Origin of the sequence: Paenibacillus sp. GCM10027629 (assembly GCF_042676425.1) — a bacterium.
Classification (GTDB): domain Bacteria; phylum Bacillota; class Bacilli; order Paenibacillales; family Paenibacillaceae; genus Paenibacillus_K; species Paenibacillus_K terrigena.
The window spans coordinates 125,499-143,040 of record NZ_JBHTGZ010000012.1; the positions used below are offsets into that span (position 1 = coordinate 125,499).

The 17,542-nt window shown below is 45.0% G+C and carries 14 protein-coding genes and 1 tRNA gene; 7 read left to right on the forward strand and 8 right to left on the reverse strand.

All coding sequences use genetic code 11. From position 1 onward, the window contains the following. Window positions 1–10: 10 nt before the first annotated feature. On the reverse strand, window positions 11–874 hold the full coding sequence (locus tag ACFQZR_RS21200) for a carbohydrate ABC transporter permease (protein WP_379349659.1): 864 nt from the start codon (window positions 872–874) through the stop codon (window positions 11–13). Window positions 875–918: 44 nt separating this feature from the next. Next, window positions 919–1,839, reverse strand: coding sequence for an ABC transporter permease (locus ACFQZR_RS21205; RefSeq protein WP_379349660.1), 921 nt, complete (start codon window positions 1,837–1,839; stop codon window positions 919–921). A 177-nt stretch (window positions 1,840–2,016) separates the two neighbouring features. Between ACFQZR_RS21205 and ACFQZR_RS21210 the strand changes: the two genes are divergently transcribed. Both ACFQZR_RS21210 and ACFQZR_RS21215 read left to right on the forward strand, forming a co-directional pair. Continuing rightward, window positions 2,017–3,828: a sensor histidine kinase gene (locus ACFQZR_RS21210; protein WP_379350924.1), complete on the forward strand. Its 1,812-nt coding sequence runs from the start codon at window positions 2,017–2,019 to the stop codon at window positions 3,826–3,828. Next, window positions 3,797–5,041 (forward strand): response regulator transcription factor, encoded by a 1,245-nt coding sequence (locus ACFQZR_RS21215; protein ID WP_379349661.1) that lies wholly within the window; start codon window positions 3,797–3,799, stop codon window positions 5,039–5,041. Before ACFQZR_RS21210 ends, ACFQZR_RS21215 begins: the two co-directional genes overlap by 32 nt. Window positions 5,042–5,419: 378 nt before the next feature. Here ACFQZR_RS21215 and ACFQZR_RS21220 read toward each other — a convergent pair whose 3' ends face one another. Then, entirely contained in the window at window positions 5,420–8,023 is a 2,604-nt protein-coding gene (locus ACFQZR_RS21220; protein ID WP_379349663.1) for an adenosylcobalamin-dependent ribonucleoside-diphosphate reductase, read from the reverse strand. A 360-nt stretch (window positions 8,024–8,383) separates the two neighbouring features. Between ACFQZR_RS21220 and ACFQZR_RS21225 the strand changes: the two genes are divergently transcribed. The 3 genes from ACFQZR_RS21225 to ACFQZR_RS21235 all read left to right on the forward strand — a co-directional run bounded on the left by ACFQZR_RS21225 (window position 8,384) and on the right by ACFQZR_RS21235 (window position 12,122). Further along, on the forward strand, window positions 8,384–10,135 hold the full coding sequence (locus tag ACFQZR_RS21225) for a DEAD/DEAH box helicase (protein WP_379349665.1): 1,752 nt from the start codon (window positions 8,384–8,386) through the stop codon (window positions 10,133–10,135). Then, on the forward strand, window positions 10,135–11,016 hold the full coding sequence (locus tag ACFQZR_RS21230; protein ID WP_018755750.1) for a YqhG family protein: 882 nt from the start codon (window positions 10,135–10,137) through the stop codon (window positions 11,014–11,016). Before ACFQZR_RS21225 ends, ACFQZR_RS21230 begins: the two co-directional genes overlap by 1 nt. Window positions 11,017–11,159: 143 nt before the next feature. Beyond that, the gene (locus ACFQZR_RS21235) at window positions 11,160–12,122 is read left to right on the forward strand and encodes a hypothetical protein (RefSeq protein ID WP_379349668.1); all 963 of its coding nucleotides are present in this window, start codon (window positions 11,160–11,162) and stop codon (window positions 12,120–12,122) included. Here ACFQZR_RS21235 and ACFQZR_RS21240 read toward each other — a convergent pair. Both ACFQZR_RS21240 and ACFQZR_RS21245 read right to left on the reverse strand, forming a co-directional pair. Then, window positions 12,113–12,661, reverse strand: coding sequence for a ribonuclease FAU-1 family protein (locus tag ACFQZR_RS21240; RefSeq protein WP_379350926.1), 549 nt, complete (start codon window positions 12,659–12,661; stop codon window positions 12,113–12,115). The two genes, ACFQZR_RS21235 and ACFQZR_RS21240, sit on opposite strands and share 10 nt — an antisense overlap. Before the next feature lie 59 nt (window positions 12,662–12,720). Next, the gene (locus tag ACFQZR_RS21245) at window positions 12,721–12,939 is read right to left on the reverse strand and encodes a YqzE family protein (protein WP_379349670.1); all 219 of its coding nucleotides are present in this window, start codon (window positions 12,937–12,939) and stop codon (window positions 12,721–12,723) included. A 132-nt stretch (window positions 12,940–13,071) separates the two neighbouring features. On the opposite strand from ACFQZR_RS21245, the gene ACFQZR_RS21250 reads away from it, so the two are divergent. Beyond that, window positions 13,072–13,770: an N-acetylmuramoyl-L-alanine amidase family protein gene (locus ACFQZR_RS21250; RefSeq protein ID WP_379349672.1), complete on the forward strand. Its 699-nt coding sequence runs from the start codon at window positions 13,072–13,074 to the stop codon at window positions 13,768–13,770. Here the strand turns inward: ACFQZR_RS21250 and ACFQZR_RS21255 are convergent. Both ACFQZR_RS21255 and ACFQZR_RS21260 read right to left on the reverse strand, forming a co-directional pair. After that, a complete protein-coding gene (locus tag ACFQZR_RS21255; protein ID WP_379349674.1) occupies window positions 13,752–14,567 on the reverse strand; it encodes a divergent polysaccharide deacetylase family protein in 816 nt (271 codons plus the stop codon). The genes ACFQZR_RS21250 and ACFQZR_RS21255 overlap by 19 nt on opposite strands. Before the next feature lie 153 nt (window positions 14,568–14,720). Then, window positions 14,721–15,608, reverse strand: coding sequence for a LysR family transcriptional regulator (locus ACFQZR_RS21260; protein WP_379349676.1), 888 nt, complete (start codon window positions 15,606–15,608; stop codon window positions 14,721–14,723). A gap of 111 nt (window positions 15,609–15,719) precedes the next feature. Here ACFQZR_RS21260 and ACFQZR_RS21265 point away from each other — a divergent pair, with 111 nt between their 5' ends. Next, window positions 15,720–17,105 carry an MFS transporter gene (locus ACFQZR_RS21265; RefSeq protein WP_379349678.1) on the forward strand — a complete coding sequence of 462 codons (1,386 nt, stop codon included), beginning with the start codon at window positions 15,720–15,722 and terminating at the stop codon, window positions 17,103–17,105. A gap of 122 nt (window positions 17,106–17,227) precedes the next feature. Here the strand turns inward: ACFQZR_RS21265 and ACFQZR_RS21270 are convergent. Continuing rightward, window positions 17,228–17,311, reverse strand: a tRNA-Leu gene (locus ACFQZR_RS21270). Window positions 17,312–17,542 lie beyond the last annotated feature (231 nt).

The following is a 17,542-nucleotide window of genomic DNA, read 5'->3' on the forward strand; positions in this document are numbered from 1 at the left end:
GTCGCCGGGATCAACCTTTAACGGATCCAATCATAATTCCCTTGACGAAATACTTCTGCACATAGGGGTATACAAGAATAATCGGGCCGATTGCCACGAGGAACATGGCGAATACCAACGTTTCGGATGGTAGTTCAACGGTTGCGATATTCGTATTCATGCTCATAAACTGAATCATCGAATTAATTCGGTATAACAAAAATTGCACTGAGAATAAGCTGCGATCGTCTATCAACCAGAGAGCCATTACATAATCGTTCCAATAAGCCAAGGAAACAAACAATCCGATCGTCGCCAGGATCGGTCCCGATAGAGGAGTAATGATCTTGAAGAACACGTACCATGGGCCAGCTCCATCAATTTCAGCTGATTCCGATAATGCCGTTGGAATCGATTTATAATAATTTCGAAGCAAGAAAATATTGAAGGGACTTACCGCAAGCGGAAGAATATAAGCAAGCATGGTGTTCCTCAAGTGAAGCACCTTCGTCAGATTCAGGTACCAGGGGACGAGCCCTGCGCTGAATACGATCGGAATGAAGATAATAACAGCGATTATGTTGCGATATCTTACTTTCGGTACGGAGATGGAATATCCCAGCAACGTTGATATGATCAAGGAGAATATCGTTCCGACCACCGTGACAAAAATTGTGATTGAATAAGCCTTAAGCACAATGCCATCCATGAATATAACTTTATATGCTGATAGCGAGAATTCGTCCGGGAAAAATTGATACCCATTCATGAGAACCGACTTTTCACTCGAGAATGACACGACGACAGCCAAGGCAAACGGGACTATCGTCACTAAACTAAATAGGATAAGGATACCGTAAATTAGAAAATCCATTACACTTAATTTGTTACTCAATTTGTTAATAGTATTGCTTTTCATTCCATTCACCTCGCTTCTGATTAGAACAATGCTGAGTCTTTATCATATCTTTTGGCGATCCAGTTGCTCCCTAATACAACGATGAAGCCTACAACGGATTGACACAGACCAACTGCGGTCATCATGCCGTATTCTCCCCCCCCAGTAATCATCGCCCGATAGATATAGGTATCGATAACATCTGTCGTCTCGTATAACAATCCGTTATTCTCAACGATGGCATAGATTAACGCAAAGTCACCAAAGAAGATTCTGCCTATGGACATTAAAGTCAAAATAATAATAGTAGGGATTAGATTCGGAATTAAGATATAACGTATCTTCTGCAAGCGGGAAGCTCCGTCGAGAGATGCTGCTTCTAGCATTTCTTCGTCTATTCCGGTTATTACGGAAAGGTAGATGATTACAGAATAGCCAACGTTTTTCCATATGTTCGTTGATACGATGATCTTCACCCAAGGTTCAGGATCTGTATACCATTGAATTGGATTTCCATTAAAGGCTTGAATGAGCTCGTTTACTAGACCATGATCATTGCTGAACAACAATGTGATAAGTTTCCCTACAATGGCAAAGGAGAAAAAATAAGGGATAAACATTATACTTTGAAATAACCTTTTCATCGATCGATTCCTCAACTCATTGAGCATAAGTGCGAATACGACGGCCAGGATTGTTCCCCATATGATATAATTGAAATTAATCCATAACGTGTTCATGGTAATCCGCAGGAAATCTCCGTTATCCAAGAAAAACTTGAAGTTCTCGAATCCTGCCCATGGACTTCCATAGATTCCGTCCATAGGATTGAAGTTTTTGAATGCGAGAACCATTCCCGGGTAGGGAAGATACGAAATGGCGATCAACACCGCCAAACCCGGTACAGCCATTAAATAATAAGATCTGTTCTTCCATAATTCAGCCAGTATACTGCTCTTCATGATCATTAGCTTCACCTTTTGTCTTCTTTTTTCTACACTATAGTGGCTATTCGATCAGTTGAATATCGTCAAATATTGAGGTCATATTCTAATGTTGGGATTTATCGCCCATTCTCTTGTCTGCTATTATTGAAAGCGCTATATTTATAACTACAAGGAGGGAGTCCATTGAAAATAATGAAATCTATCAATGCCAGGATCATTCTCTATCTCTCTCTCCTAATTGGACTATCCCTAATCAGCTTAGGCGTTATCAGTTATCAAATCTTCTCGAGATTCACTGAAAAAGACATGGTTAAACACGTCACCTCCGTAACGGCGCAGACGAATCAAAGTCTAGATCTCTATTTAAGCGAAATCAAAGACTCCTTGCATTTCCTTTCCGTCAATAAGGATTTAATCTCTAATCTGCAAAATTCCATATCCAAAAACAATTATGCCATAGAGCAAGATCAAATCCGGGTAAGAATAACCGAGCTCCTGTACAACATATTTGCCGAGAAGAGCGATATTCGCGGATACTTTATTTATAATAACGACTATAAGATTTCCTTTATCAATAACAAAGCGCTGATTGGATACGATTCTCCTTTTCTTAACAAGGTATGGGCTGATTTCGAGAATACTCAGTATGCGTTGCAAACCCGCTTTTATGGCTCCCATAAGCCCGATTATTATGAAAGCACTTACAATAAAACCGATGACAACGTCATTACGATAGCCGCCAATATTAAGGATCCCTACGACCCTACGGACTCTACGTTATATGGGGTCGCCATATTCGATTACAACATTAGCAAGATTAAACGCATCTATGACCAAATTCAAACCCAGACAGGCATTGAATCTATTATCGTCGATGACCAGCAACAATTTATCTATCAGACCGATCCGTCTCTTACCTTATCGAGCTCTTCCATGGAGAAACTACTCGAGCATTCCTCCGGTTACTGGACGGAGAACATCGGAGGCGGTAAGAGTTTGATTTCCTATTCCACCTCAGATGTAACCGGTTGGAAGACCGTTAGCCTCCTCTCCTTCGAGCAACTCGATAAAAATTTAATGCTTATCGGTAATACAACGATTACTCTACTTGCCATAATGGTTACTCTCACGATTTTATTCGCATCGGCAATAACGATTCGAACGAATAAGCCGATCTTGGTTCTTGTGAAATTCATCAAGGACGTCGGCAAAGGTAACCTTAATCTCCGTCTGGAAAGGAAAACGAAATACGAAGAATTCTCGCTACTAAATCGCGGAATCAACGATATGTTGGACAAAATCAATGAACTGATCGAGGAATCGGTGAAACGCCATCTACTCCAAAAAGAAGCCGAATATGATGCACTCCAGTCCAAAATGGATCCGCATTTTCTTTACAATACGTTGCAATCCATTTCATCTCTCTCTATTCTAGGCCGCAATGCGGACATAGAAAAAGTCACGCACGCCTTGAGGGACATGTTGCATTATTCGCTATATCGTCGGAATGATATGGTACCCATTCAATCAGAGGTTCGTTCCGTAGAAAACTATCTTAACATCCAAAATATTCGATACAATGGCAAAATTCACTTCGAATTGGATGCCGATGATGACGTCCTCTACTATTCTATCAACAAATTCACGCTTCAACCTCTTATTGAGAACGCGATTTATCACGGGCTTGAGGGAAACGATGAAGATTGGTTAATCAGTATTCGTATTACCAAACAATCCGAAGAAGTGAGAATCGAAATATCCGACAATGGCATTGGAATGACGCCTGAACGGCTTCTTGATATACGATCCCAATTATCCAACAAGAATTTGCGTACGGGAAGAATCGGATTGTCCAGTATAGCAGATCGTTTAGAGCTCAAATTCGGTCCAAGCGCGACTCTGGAAATCGATAGCGAACAATATAAGGGGACAATCATCGTCCTGACGATACCCCAACATTATACGGAAGGAGGTGGTCAATATAACGACGGTACTACTAATTGATGATGAGCCGCTAACTACCCAAGCCATTCGTCAAGTTCTTCAAGTTCACTTTCCATCGATCGATATTATTGGAGAAGTAACGAACGGTGCTAAAGCCTTGGATTCAATTCTGAGGAGAACGCCGGATTTTATCATCAGCGATATTCGCATGCCGCATATGGATGGACTGCAATTAATGGAGAGGATACGCGAGGCAGGTTTGTCCGTCAAAGTCATCTTAATTACCGCTTATGGCGATTTCGAATACGCGAGGAGAGCTATTGCTCTTGGTGCTTTCGGATACATGGTCAAACCTTTCGTGCAAAACGAGCTCATTCAGGAAGTAAGTCGCATATGCAAAGAGATCGAAACGGAACTCGCGCATAAGCAAGACATTTCCAAGATCATTCCTCTCGTGGAAGAGAATATGATTAGGAAGTTGCTTGTAGGCAAGCTGCAGCAAGGCGATCTCAACCTGTTAATAAATTTATCGGGTAGCGACTGGAACCAGTATGTTCTAACGATTTTCCGATTCAATCGCACCTCCGAAAACAAAGAGATTCTCGAAGAAATCGTTAAGATCAGCATGTCCGAAGAGATCAACAACCTATTTGCGAATCATGGTTGCCGCGTCGTGAGTTTTTTTCAAAAAGAAAACGAATTGGTTGTCCTATATACTCCCATATTCGACGATAATCAGATCTTACAGGGTTGTCTTGAGACATTGTCTAAATATACGGAAGTTACAATTTTAACGGGTAGTTGCAGGATGAACTTCACGCTTGAACAAATACCGTTTGCTTATGTGGAAGCCGATAAGAACCTTGTCGAGTCCTATACGAGTTCAGCCATTACTCTCCCAGATCCCGATCTTACATCGAATGAAAAAGAAGATTATCATTGTGAACTTATGAAAAGAGCAGCGGAATACTGCAATAAGGAATTTACGAAGGATATCAGTCTGCAAAAGATATCCGATTACCTAAATCTCAATAAATACTATTTCTGTACCTTATTTAAGTCGCACTTTGATATAACCTTCTGGGAGTATATCACGGATCTACGTATCGGATATTCCAAAGAGCTTCTTACTCTCACAAACGAGAAAACAGCGGAAATATCCGAAAAATGCGGCTATCTCAACATAAGCCACTTCGGTAAAATATTTAAGAAGACGACCGGTTTAACTCCCGCTGAATATCGCAAGAAGCATCAGACGAAAGAATGCCCATAGCGATTGGTTCGAACCATTGAATCGGCCACTAAGTCGAACATCAACAGGAGGGAAGAAAAAAGATATATTCCCTCAATATTTCCATTTGGATAAGTTGAAAATCTATTGTGAATCATGTAAAAGGGACATAGCCTAAGGCTATGTCCCTTTTACATGAAAGTTGTTCTGGATCTGTGGAACCGGAATATTTGTTAAGCAATCGGTACACAATGACTGCCACTTCTGCTCTTGTCGTAGTAGCTTTCGGGCTAATCAAACAATATAGGACTCAATATAACGCCATCCATTCGTTTGGCTATAGCTCAAATCAAATTGTAATCAGTCTCATTTATAACGAACGAACGAACGGCGTGTGTCACGCAGTATATTAACCCTCTCTTACCCGCAACGACTATACCCGCAATTCGAGCATGTCTTGCATCCTTCAACATTAATCAGCGAAGCGGAACCGCAAGATGTACATAAGTCCCGTGTTGTGTATGCACTCTCATCATGATTATGTCCCGCATGTGCATTGGCCTCAAACTCCTCAACCGCAATCGTCGCTGCGATTGGCGCGATATCGGATGATGCCGCCAGCTCATTGCTCTCAATATGCGCTTCGAGCGCTTTGGCCACTGCATCCGCGATGGACTCTACGCGATTAACGCCAAAGCCGATCGCACCGGAACCGCCAATACCTTTCAAGTGCTTGATAAGGAGTGCTTCCTTCTGACCATGGTCCCCGTAACGCAAGAACAATGAACATACACGGCCGAGTGCTTCCGCCATGGCGAAGACATCCGATCCTGCTTTACCCACGTTCAAGAAGATTTCGCTCGGAATTCCTTCATTATCGTTAATCGTAATATAAGCCATACCAAATGGTGTGTTAATCTTATACGTTGCGCCACGTAATACTTGCGGACGGCTCTTGTACTGCTTGTCGAACACTTGTCTTGCGTTCGTATCGACATTCACAGGAAGCGACTTATCGAGGGTCTGAATTGCACCCTTCTCTTCATTCGTCGCAGCTGCTTCTTCTTGGATCACAGCTTCTTTCTTCTCTTCCTTCTTCTCTGTCTGAAGGACCTGCACATCGCGGCTGCCGTCGCGGTAGATGGTTACCCCTTTGCAACCAAGATCAAAGGCAAGTTCATAAAGGCGCTTCGTATCTTCAACCGTGAAGTCCGAAGGACAGTTCGCTGTCTTCGAGATGGAGCTATCCACCCAACGCTGAATCGCAGCCTGGGAACGAATATGATCTTCAGCTGACAAGCTCATTGCCGTTACGAAATATGCTGGCAACTCTTCACCTGGATGCGCATCGATCCATTCTTGTGCAATCGGAACGAACTGCTCGTCGAAGCCTAGACGGCTCTGACGGTAGAATTTGAACGCGAAGTAAGGCTCAATCCCTGTGGACGTACCCACCATCGTACCCGTACTTCCTGTCGGTGCTTGCGTAATCACCGTCACGTTACGCATGCCGTGCTTCTCAATCGCCGCACCTACTTCTGGATACACGTCGACGATATTTTTCATAAATCCGCTCTGCATGAACGGTTCAAGCTCAAATGCCTTGAAGGAACCTTTCTCGCCTGCAATCTCCGCTGATGCGAGGTAAGATTCTTTGGCGATAAAGCCATATAATTTATCCAAGAATTCTAATGATTCTGGACTTCCATAACGAATTTGGAGCTTGATCATCAGCTCTGCGAGTCCCATCGTTCCGAGACCTACGCGGCGTTCCTTCTGCTGATTCTCTTTATTTTCTTCGAAATGATATGGCGTCTTATCAATGACATTATCCAAGAAACGTACCGAATAACGCGTTACTCGGCCCAGCTCTGCCCAATCGACATCATGATTCGCTTCATCATAGAACTTCGAGAGATTCATAGCGGACAAGTTACATACGCCCCAACCTGGAAGACCTTGCTCACCGCATGGATTCGTACAAATGATCGGGTTGAAATACCAGCTGTTCGACATTTGATTGTAGTATTCCATGAAAACGACGCCAGGTTCAGCCGATTTCCAAGCGGATTCCATAATCGTATGCCATACGTCGCGAGCGCGTACAGTATTGTAGTGGATGACATTCTTGCCTAGCTTCTTCCACTTGTCCATATCGCCGTCCCAGATTTCGTCGTACTCTGGATCCGAAGTATCAGGGAATACAAGATCCCACGTTAGATCCTTCTTCACGGCTTCCATGAAGCCGTTGCTCACACAGACTGACAAATTCGCATTCGTCACTTGACCCATCGTCTGCTTAACCGTAATGAAATCCATGAGGTCCGGATGCCAGTCATTGATCATCAGCATGAGCGCGCCGCGACGGCTACCTCCTTGCTCGATCAAACCTGTCGTGTAGCTGAACAATCCGCCCCAAGATACCGCACCGCTCGATGATCCATTCACACCGCGAACAATCGCACGACGTGGACGCAGCGAGGATAAGTTAATGCCGACACCGCCGCCGCGTGCCATAATCTCGGTCATTTCGGACAACGTAGCCATAATGCCGCCACGGCTGTCTTTCGGCGAAGGAATAACGTAGCAGTTGAACAACGTCAACTCTTCACTTGCACCTGCACCGGCAGCAATCCGTCCACCCGGCACCAATTTCCAATCATCTAATATATATCTGAAGTTTTCCGTCCATTGTTTTTGTAATTCTGGAGTTTTCTCCACCGATGCCATTGCCGCTGCCAGACGATCCCACATTTCCTCAGGCGTCTTCTCAACTGTAAGAGTCAGCTTCTCAACCGTCGAATCGACCACTTCACCGCTGCGTGTTCTCACGGTAACAGAACGGCCTTCGCGCTTGATGACTTCCCCTACTTCTTTAGCTGGAAATTTCGGATCATCCTTGGTCAATACGAGCACGACATCTCCGACCTTCGTCTCGTTCGTATCTGCATTTTTCCATGCATAACGATCCAAAAATATTTTCTCACTTAATCCTTCCAACCGCTGCTTATGCGTCGTATTCAACAAAAACAACCTCCTCTAGCATATTAACAACCGATAAACCTATGATTTTCCGCACAAAAACGCATATTTATTGTATGTAAAGTTTACAATATATTGTGTGCGTTTATCATTATACTATACCACATATTGTACTTTCTAATGGTGTGATGTGGAATTAATGCCAAGAATCCGCAGCATGTCCCATCTAGCTTCTTTTTTCTCTATCACACGCTTTATTTCTAGACTTGCAATTCTAAATCCTTCTACTTGGAGAATATTGCAAGCGAGTTATGAACCCGCCCTTTTTCGTCCATACTAACCAGAACAGTTCACTATTTTTTTATTATTATCCGCACATCATCAAGAAGGAGCTAATCCATCATGTCCATAAATTCTGCAACGTCTTCACGTTCCAAACAACCCTCAGCTCCAATCGAATTCGATCGTACGTGGTTCTCGGAGTTAGAAGAACGCACAGCGAAGAACGGCCCCTGGGATGACTTTACGTTGTTCGCTCTTAACTATGAAGCGGAACAATCTCAGGTCGTCTCCACATTCGATGAGCTTCAGTGCCTCACGCAATTGAACAACCTCAGTCCTCTACCGCACCAGATTGAGACTGCTACGAAGGTCTTACACGAAATGCGCGGACGAGCCATTCTCGCAGATGAGGTGGGACTCGGCAAGACGATTGAGGCGGGACTCATTCTCAAAGAATATCTCGTTCGCGGCCTAGCACGCAAAGTGCTCATTCTCGTGCCTGCGTCTCTCGTCCTGCAATGGGTTCGCGAGCTGAACCAGAAATTCGGCATCGCTGCCGTTGCACAGAAAAAAGAATATACGTGGCACTATGATGTTGTCGTCGCGTCAATGGATACAGCCAAACGCGATCCGCACAAAGACCTGCTACTGCAGAACGAATACGACATGTTGATTATTGATGAAGCCCATAAATTGAAGAACAAGAAAACAACCAACTACCAGTTCATTACCCAACTGCGCAAAAAATATTGCCTACTCTTGACGGCCACGCCAATCCAGAATGATCTTAGCGAGCTCTATAATCTCATCACACTATTGAAGCCTGGGCAGCTGGGCGGTGTCAGTGATTTTGCCGCGAATTTCATTGTCGATAAGCGACTGCCGAAGAATGAAGATCAATTGCAGAGCGAACTCTCCAAAGTGATGATTCGAAATCGTCGCAGCGACGGGAATATCGGATTCACCAAACGATTCGTCAAAAATGTGCCGCTGACGCTCTCCGATGAAGAAATGGCGTTGTACAACGGGGTTACGGCCTTCGTCAAAGATCGTTATAACGAGCTGAACGGCGATATGAGCAGCATGCTCTCCCTCGTAACTCTGCAGCGTGAAGTATGCAGCAGCCGCGATGCGGTATTCCTAACCTTGATCAATCTATCGAAGAAAATGCCGGAAGACTCCCCTATCCATGCGAAGATCTGGGAACTCGTAAATATGATTCGACAGATCAAGGCGAATACCAAGGCCGAGAAAGCGCTCGAATTGATTGAGGAAATGAACGACAAAGTGATTATTTTCACCGAATACCGGCAAACCCAGGATTATCTCCTGAACTTCTTCCGCAGCAAAAATATGGTGGCTGTCCCCTATCGCGGCGGCATGAACCGCGGGAAGAAGGACTGGATGATGGATCTATTCCGCAACCGTGCGCAAGTGATGATTGCAACGGAGGCCGGCGGCGAAGGGATTAACCTACAATTCTGCCATAACATGATCAATTTCGATCTCCCTTGGAACCCGATGCGCGTGGAACAACGGATTGGCCGTGTTCATCGTCTCGGACAGATGAATGATGTCAAAATCTATAACCTGTCCACCTCAGGAACGATCGAAGAACATATTCTTAACCTGCTCCACGAAAAAATCAATTTGTTTGAATTGGTCATTGGTCAGCTGGATGTCATCCTCGAACGGATGGAGAAGCAGGACTCTCTCGAGAAAAGGCTCTATAAAATGATGTTAGAGTCGAAATCAGATGAAGATATTCGCGCGAACGTAGAGTCGATCGGCAAATCATTTCAAGACATTGCAAAAACGGTTGCCGATAATGAGCCTTTCATTCAGGATGCACCACAGGAGGAAGCACAATAATGGTGATGAGCGCCAAGCAAGTTCAGCAATTTGTTCTTCGCTATTTGGATGCGACGAACTGCCATTTGATCGAGAAATCTCCGGGACATGTCATCGTCAAGTTATCGCCTCAAGCGGACCGTGAGCTTACGAATCGCCCTTATTACTGGGGGTTCGTCGATCGAACAGGGACAGAACCGGAGACGATGAAATTTTGTTTTATTTTCGATAAAGACAAAATGCCCCCGCTTCCGCCAGATCCTCCTCCAGGACCTGGATATATCGCCCATCGATTACTGAAGGAAGAAGTCACCTACGGCAGTCGACGATTGGATCAATTCTTTCAAGCTGCGAAGGCGGGCGGTTCTTATGTTAATCTATTTGAACTGCCCAATGCAGAGCAGAAATCATCGAACTTCTCAACGCCCTATGAGCAATGGCTTGGCGTGAATATGAAGATTGAATTTGCCTGTGATATGAAGCGTGAAGAGATCCATGCGCTAGGCATATCTATGGTTACGGGAGACATTATCGAGCAGTTCTGCGACAACATGTTGACTCGCAAAATGTCACCGCGGCTCCCAGCTAATGTTCATGTACTGCGAAGCGCCCTAACCTTAACCAAAGCGAGAAATCAACTCGAGAGTTATATCGAGAAAAAAATTAGAACCTATGATGATGAATGGGCGGTCGAAGCAAAAATCCGATTCGATGACGAAATCGCGCGGATTGACAGCTACTATGAAGGGCTGCTCAAGACGGAAGATGATGAAATAAAGAAATCTGTAGAAGAACAATATGCGAATCGCAAACAAGAACTGACATGGCAATACGAACCGCGTATCCGAATATCCGTCATGAATTGCGGATTCTTTCATTTGAGGTCGGTGGCCAAGCAATAACAGACGAAACTCGCTAAAACATCGCAAAAATAGAACGCGTACAGACACGGCATCGCCGACACGTTCTAACAACCTTTTTCAGGCTTGTCCGCTACAATAAGGAACATAAGATCATAAATATGATGCAAGTAGGTGATGCGCTCATGCAACCATCGCGATTCATTCGCATACTCTTGTCAACTTGTGCTATTGCTATACTGCTATATAGCGCGATATTTACGACCATTTCGCCAGTTATCGCTGCTTCCTCTTCAGAATTGACACAATCAGCTGAAACAGACGCAATAACATCCCCTGCCATCGATCAACAAATGATCATTCAGCACGTTGAAGGATGGATTCAAGATTTGTCACAGCATGCACCTTTCACCGTCTGGAAAGGCGCGGAATATGAGATCTCCCCTCTCGGACCTGGTCTGCACAGTTGGCTCGTGCAATTGACGAAGAAGGAGAAAGAACTCGGTTATCTGATCGTCAGCGCAACGGAGACGCAGCAGCTAACATTGTCCGAATACGGCGTTGGTCCTAGCCCGCTCTTCAGCACGAATACGCTGTACCTCTCTTTGGTGCAGCACGGCATTATTCCTTCATCGATCAAACGCAATCAGCTTTTTACAACGGATACCTTGCATATCAAACGTTATTATCTCCATCCCATGCTTGCCGTATGGCGCGTCGAACCACAGGATCAGCCTGCTGCTTATTACAATGCCAAGACAGGAGAGCAGCTCTTAATCACGGACCAAGAATGGGACAAGCAGAAGAAGACATTAAAGCAAGGATCACCGCTCGAAGCTGGAATGCAAGAAGTGATCATGCCTAACAAGAGCGCACAGCCGATACCCACCTTCGACCCGTTCGAACGGATCAATTGGTTAACCCATGCGCCCTTAGAAATTAAAACGGCTGCTCATTTGTCCATAAAGCTCGATCAGAAGGCGAAAATCACGTATGTGTCGAACTGGTACCAAGATTCCTACATGATCCCACTGGCTGTCTCTGGATATCAGACCTGGCGAAACGTTACCTATATTATGGTTCATGATGAAGGAGCGAGATGGATTCCTTTCCAATCTCTTGCCGCCTTCGGGAAATTCTATAAATGATGGATGACCGATAGCCGCTTCGCATCCCGCTTCCATCGACCTAACCATGCCGTACCTGCGTCTTCAATCTCTTGCTGCAAGTCATGCAAGGTCTTGTAAGCCAGCTTCGATTGCACCGACGTAATCACAGCCTGTTCCTTTGCTTCCTCCAGTTCCTCTACATCCAGTACAAATCGTTTACCTGAAGGCAGTATCACGAGATCTAAGAACAAATCATCAAAATAAGGCACCCCATCAGCCGTTACCCCGCTTCCCGCATGAATGTCGACATAATGATGGACGAGCGCGCCTTGCGGATCAATGACCGTCGTTACTGCATAGTTTGCGTTGCTCGGAAAATATTGAAGCCACACATATTGATCGTCTACAAGCAAATACCGGTAATGTGCTGTTGGCTGATACCATATCGGGTCTTGAACATCACCAAATTGAACTCGTGTGACATATCCTTTAAAATCCGCTTCCTCCACAAACATCTGACGGTAAGTCACCTGAAGCTTTCGTTTCCAATCCGATAAATCCGCAATTTTGCGTTTCATTTTCACAATTTTCCCCCCCCTCACCTCATTTCATTATACAAAAAAAGAAGCGCCTACCTTCAACCTTTCGATGAAGGAGGTGCTTCTTCGTGTGCGCGACTAACCTTATATATTCCTTGAGCCCATTTCAGGATACTATACGGGACGTATCCGAACCATCGCAATACCCATGGCTCACGCGTTTGTCGATTTTGCTTACGGACATCTTTAGGGGTCTCCATATAGACAACAACACGTTCCGTAATATACTTGACGAGCTCTTCGCCTTTTTTGGCCATTGTACATAACCTCCTTGCTGGATTCCTTACTCTTAGCATGCTCCATTGGTACAAAAAATAAACTTAGCGCATCATTTCTTTCATTTTGCGCATCCTATTCAGGAAGCTTTTTCAAGGAGGATTTAATGCAGCATGAAACAAATTAGAACATTCCATCGCCTTCTTCTTACAAGTATCCTTATCTTTATTAGCTGTCATACCTGGAGTTCATCAGCCGCTGCGGAACCTGCATCGATGAACGAAGTATTCACCCATCCCGTCATTGTGATTGACGTTGGTCACGGCGGAATTGATGGCGGAACAAGTCATGAGAATATTCTTGAGAAGAACATTAATCTAGAAATCGGAACACGCTTGTATTTAATGCTTCAGAAGCATGGTATTCATGCCGTTCTGAATCGCACAGGCGACTATGCACTTAGTGAAGATAACCATTGGTTGAACAATAAATCCAGACATCGCAGAGACCTAGCACAACGCAGACAATTGACGGAAGAAATTCCAACCGAAATGCTCGTCAGTCTACATGTCAATTGGAACAAAAATCGCAGCCGTCGTGGGCCCGTTGTCCTGTATAAAGAAGAAGGCCGTAGTATCATGCTCGCGAACATTATTCAAAATGCGCTTAACAAACACTACGGCACCCATATGGAAATGCAAAGTGGCAAACCCTTCTATTTGCTGCGTCGAGTAAACCAACCTGCTGTGATTATTGAGACCGGATTTATCAGCAACAGCGAGGATCGCCGCATGTTATGCGACCCGAAGGAACAGACCGCAATCGCAAGCACCATTGCAGGTGCATTACAATACTACTTATCGCTCTTGTGAGCTTTGGCGAATTCAGCCACTCTTACGAACTGGAACATCGACTTCATCTTCGGCAGTGAACCGGCAAGGATCGATGCCGTCGTCATACCGCCCGTACCGACATGGCCAATGACAATGCATTGGTCATGATTCTGCATGAACGCCTCGACTTTACGAACCTGACCTGAGATATGCTTCACTGTAATGCTATCATCCAGGAACATCTGGTTCTCAGCAATCGGGACACCCAGTTCTCTGGCAATTCGTGGCGCAACCGTATGATAATTGGTATGACTGTCAAGGAAGAACAATCCCCGTTCCTTACAGACTTGCAGCACAACGCGCATCACGCGCTCGTCTCCAGTGACTTTGGAGCCCATATGATTATTCATTCCGATGGCATGTGGGACTTCTTGAATGGCCGCTTCCAACCGTTTACGTATCTCTTGATCCGACATTGACGTCATGATCGCCCCTGGCCCCAGCCAACTTGCCCTTCCGGATTTAGGCTCCATCGGCATATGAACAATGACATCATGCCCCAATTTATGCGCCATCTCTGCATCTTGCTTGGTCGTTGGCAAGAACGGCATGACTGCTACCGTGAAGGAGATCGGCAGCTTGAGCATTTGCTCTGTTCCTTTCATATTGTTCCCGAAGTCGTCAATGACGAGTGCAATTTTCTTCTGCTGCAGCGCTTGACTTACGGGATCGGGATTTCCTGTAGCGGTTGCCACTTGGGGAACACCTTGCATTAAGCCCATGGCAATCACCATCAAGCAGGTAAACAGACGCGTTTTATATCCTCTACATTTCATAATACTCCCTCCAATTTCAAAGCTGAATACCTTCATTTTTTGATGGAACCGTCCAAAGTATGCAGGGCAAACAAGGTTCTCCAATACTTGGCTTAAGAACAGCAAAAACACTCCGGCCATTTCCGGAGTGTTTGTTAAAGTGGTGCAACTTGATTAGATTGTCTGTTTGGATATCGCCCCAAAATAGTCTAAAACGACCTCACGGAATTCCAGAGCAGCCCGCGATATGTATCGGCTTTTATGCCATATTAATGCGATCTCTCGCACCAACTCGTGATCTTCAACTTGGAGATATGTGACATGTTCCCGTGAATTCCTTGCCGTGCTTGGCATGAAGGCTATGCCAATTTCTGCTTCTACAAGCGTACTTAGCCTTGCAGGTTCATCTCCCTCATACACATATCTAGGTACAAACCCCACCGATTTGCATACAGCATCCACTAAATCGCGAGTACCATAGCCTCTTTTTACGCCTACAAAACACTCATCCCTTAGTTCTATCAAGGATATGCTGCTTCGGTCTGCCAGCCGATGCCCCTTGGGAACAGCTACAAGGATTGGGTCATTGAACACGATTTGACATTCAATGTCGTCCCCTTGTATAGGAGGTGAGGACAAGCAGAAATCGACTTCTCCTCGATGAAGAAGCGTAACCATTTCCTGCGTAGTCAACATTTGCACATGAAATTGGATATGGGGCCGCTTTTTCCGAAACTCTCGAAGGATATTGGGTAACGTGCTTGCGGCGGTCACCGCCAATTCGAGTGTACCATGTTCCGGGCTGGATAAATTTCTAATCTCCTGCTTCCCCTGTTCCAATTCAAACAAAGCCCTTTCTACACGGCGAAGGAAGCTGCTTCCGAACTCATTCAGTCGCAGCTTCCTCCCTATTCGATCGAATAGAGGGACCCCTAGATCCTCCTCCAGACGCTGAATCGTCTTGCTTAGTGATGATTGCGTAACGTGTAGACTTCTTGCAGCTTCGGTCACATGTTCCACTCGAGCGACCTCGATAAAATATTGCAGTTGAAGAAGCTCCATTCCACACCCTCCATTCATTCCTTTGAATCAATGAAATCATAACATAGAATGCGTTGGAATAAATAACCGATTTCAAGTACGATGACATCAATACACTGGAGGGGGCCAAAAATGAATGTTCACAGCAGGTGGTTGATGATTTCCGTTGGCCTTGGGATACTGTTGAACCCTTTAAATTCTTCAATGGTTTCAGTTGCTATTCCAAGGCTGCAACATGTGTTCCAACTTGACTTTACCGTTGTTTCCTGGATTATTTTTTCCTTTTACATTGCAAGTGCTATCGCTCAACCTGTCATGGGAAAGGCCAGCGATTTATTCGGTCGCAGGAGGATATTTCTTACCGGGCTTGTTGTAGCCTTCGTTGCATCATTATTAGCTCCACTATCACCAAACTTTGGGTGGCTCATCGTGTTCCGCGTTGTGCAATCCATCGGAACAAGCATGATGGTTGCCGTTGGTATGGCCATTGTGCGAATTCATATTACGGAGAACCAAGCTACTGCACTATCGGTTTTGTCCATATTCCTATCTGGAGCGGCAGCCATTGGACCCTTTATTGGCGGGGTCATGATTCACTGGTGGGGCTGGCCTGCTATCTTCTTTGTTAATATTCCGTTCGTGGTGGTGAGCTTTCTATTAGCTTGGAGGAATATTCCTAAAGATGAACCGTCAACATCCGTTGCACAGGGCATGTCCTTTCGTAAATGGTTGGATTTGATTGATGCATCAGGGATCCTGCTATTCACATTAGGTCTGGTTGCCCTACTCGTTGGATTACTCTCAGCAAAATCATCTGGGCAAATCTCATTAAGTAATGGTATTGTCGGACTAATAGGCCTCGTGCTGCTTGTGGCTTTCGTACGACATGAGTTACAAGCGAAGTCACCCTTTATTCCTTTACGCACATTCGCCAAATATCCTGCGATGACTTGGGTCAATGTCGAATTCATGCTCGTTAACGTACTTTTTTACTCGCTCTTTTTCGGGCTTCCTTCCTACCTGCAAATGGTACGTCATGTCAGCGAGTTCCATACAGGGATTCTCATGCTAAGCTTAGGCTTGTGCTCACTCATCACGTCTCCAATAGCAGGCAGATGGATCGATAAATCAGGACCCAGGCCAGCATTGCTCGTGTCTGGAATCCTGATGACATTCGGGTCAGTGTGGATCGTGACTTTGAATCAAACTTCACCGGTTATCAGTGTATGTCTGGCGTTAGCTGCATTCGGTATTAGCAACGGGTTGAACAATGTCGGTATGCAAGCAGCCTTGTTCCAAAGTTCTCCAAAAGAAATGATCGGCGTAGCATCTGGAATATTTAATACATCAAGATACCTAGGAACTATTCTCTCTTCATTGTTGATAGGTATCGTAATGGGGGGCAACTTCAGCTTCGAAGGATTTCGAATACTTGGGATCATCCTCACGGTCATTGCATTGTCCTTGGTATTCATTAGTCGGCGGCGACGGGAATCAGGGCAGTTAGGAGAGTCGTAACAGCTCGAAGAATTTTGTCGGCCCAAGAGATGAGCAATACGCTTCAAATCTCGACAACATAAAAAACAGGTCTTTAAATTACTCATTCGTAATTTAAAGACCTGTTTAATTGATTCAGATGATGCGGTCAAGAGGACTCGAACCTCCACGATATTGCTACCACACGGACCTGAACCGTGCGCGTCTGCCAATTCCGCCATGACCGCATATATGGCGTAGTATTTCGCGATTTCACACCGCGTAATATTCGAAGTTCCGCGTAAGACTTTTTCGGACGGCTGACGAAAGGCTAACGATAGGTTATCGCTACACTTTTCCGTCGACCGCGCTTCATTTTAGCCGTGCGCGCCTCCAACTACGTGAGATTTATATTACCACGCCAATTTATGGACGTCAATACGTTGCAAATTTCTTTAATCAGCGCCAACCCCTAGAAT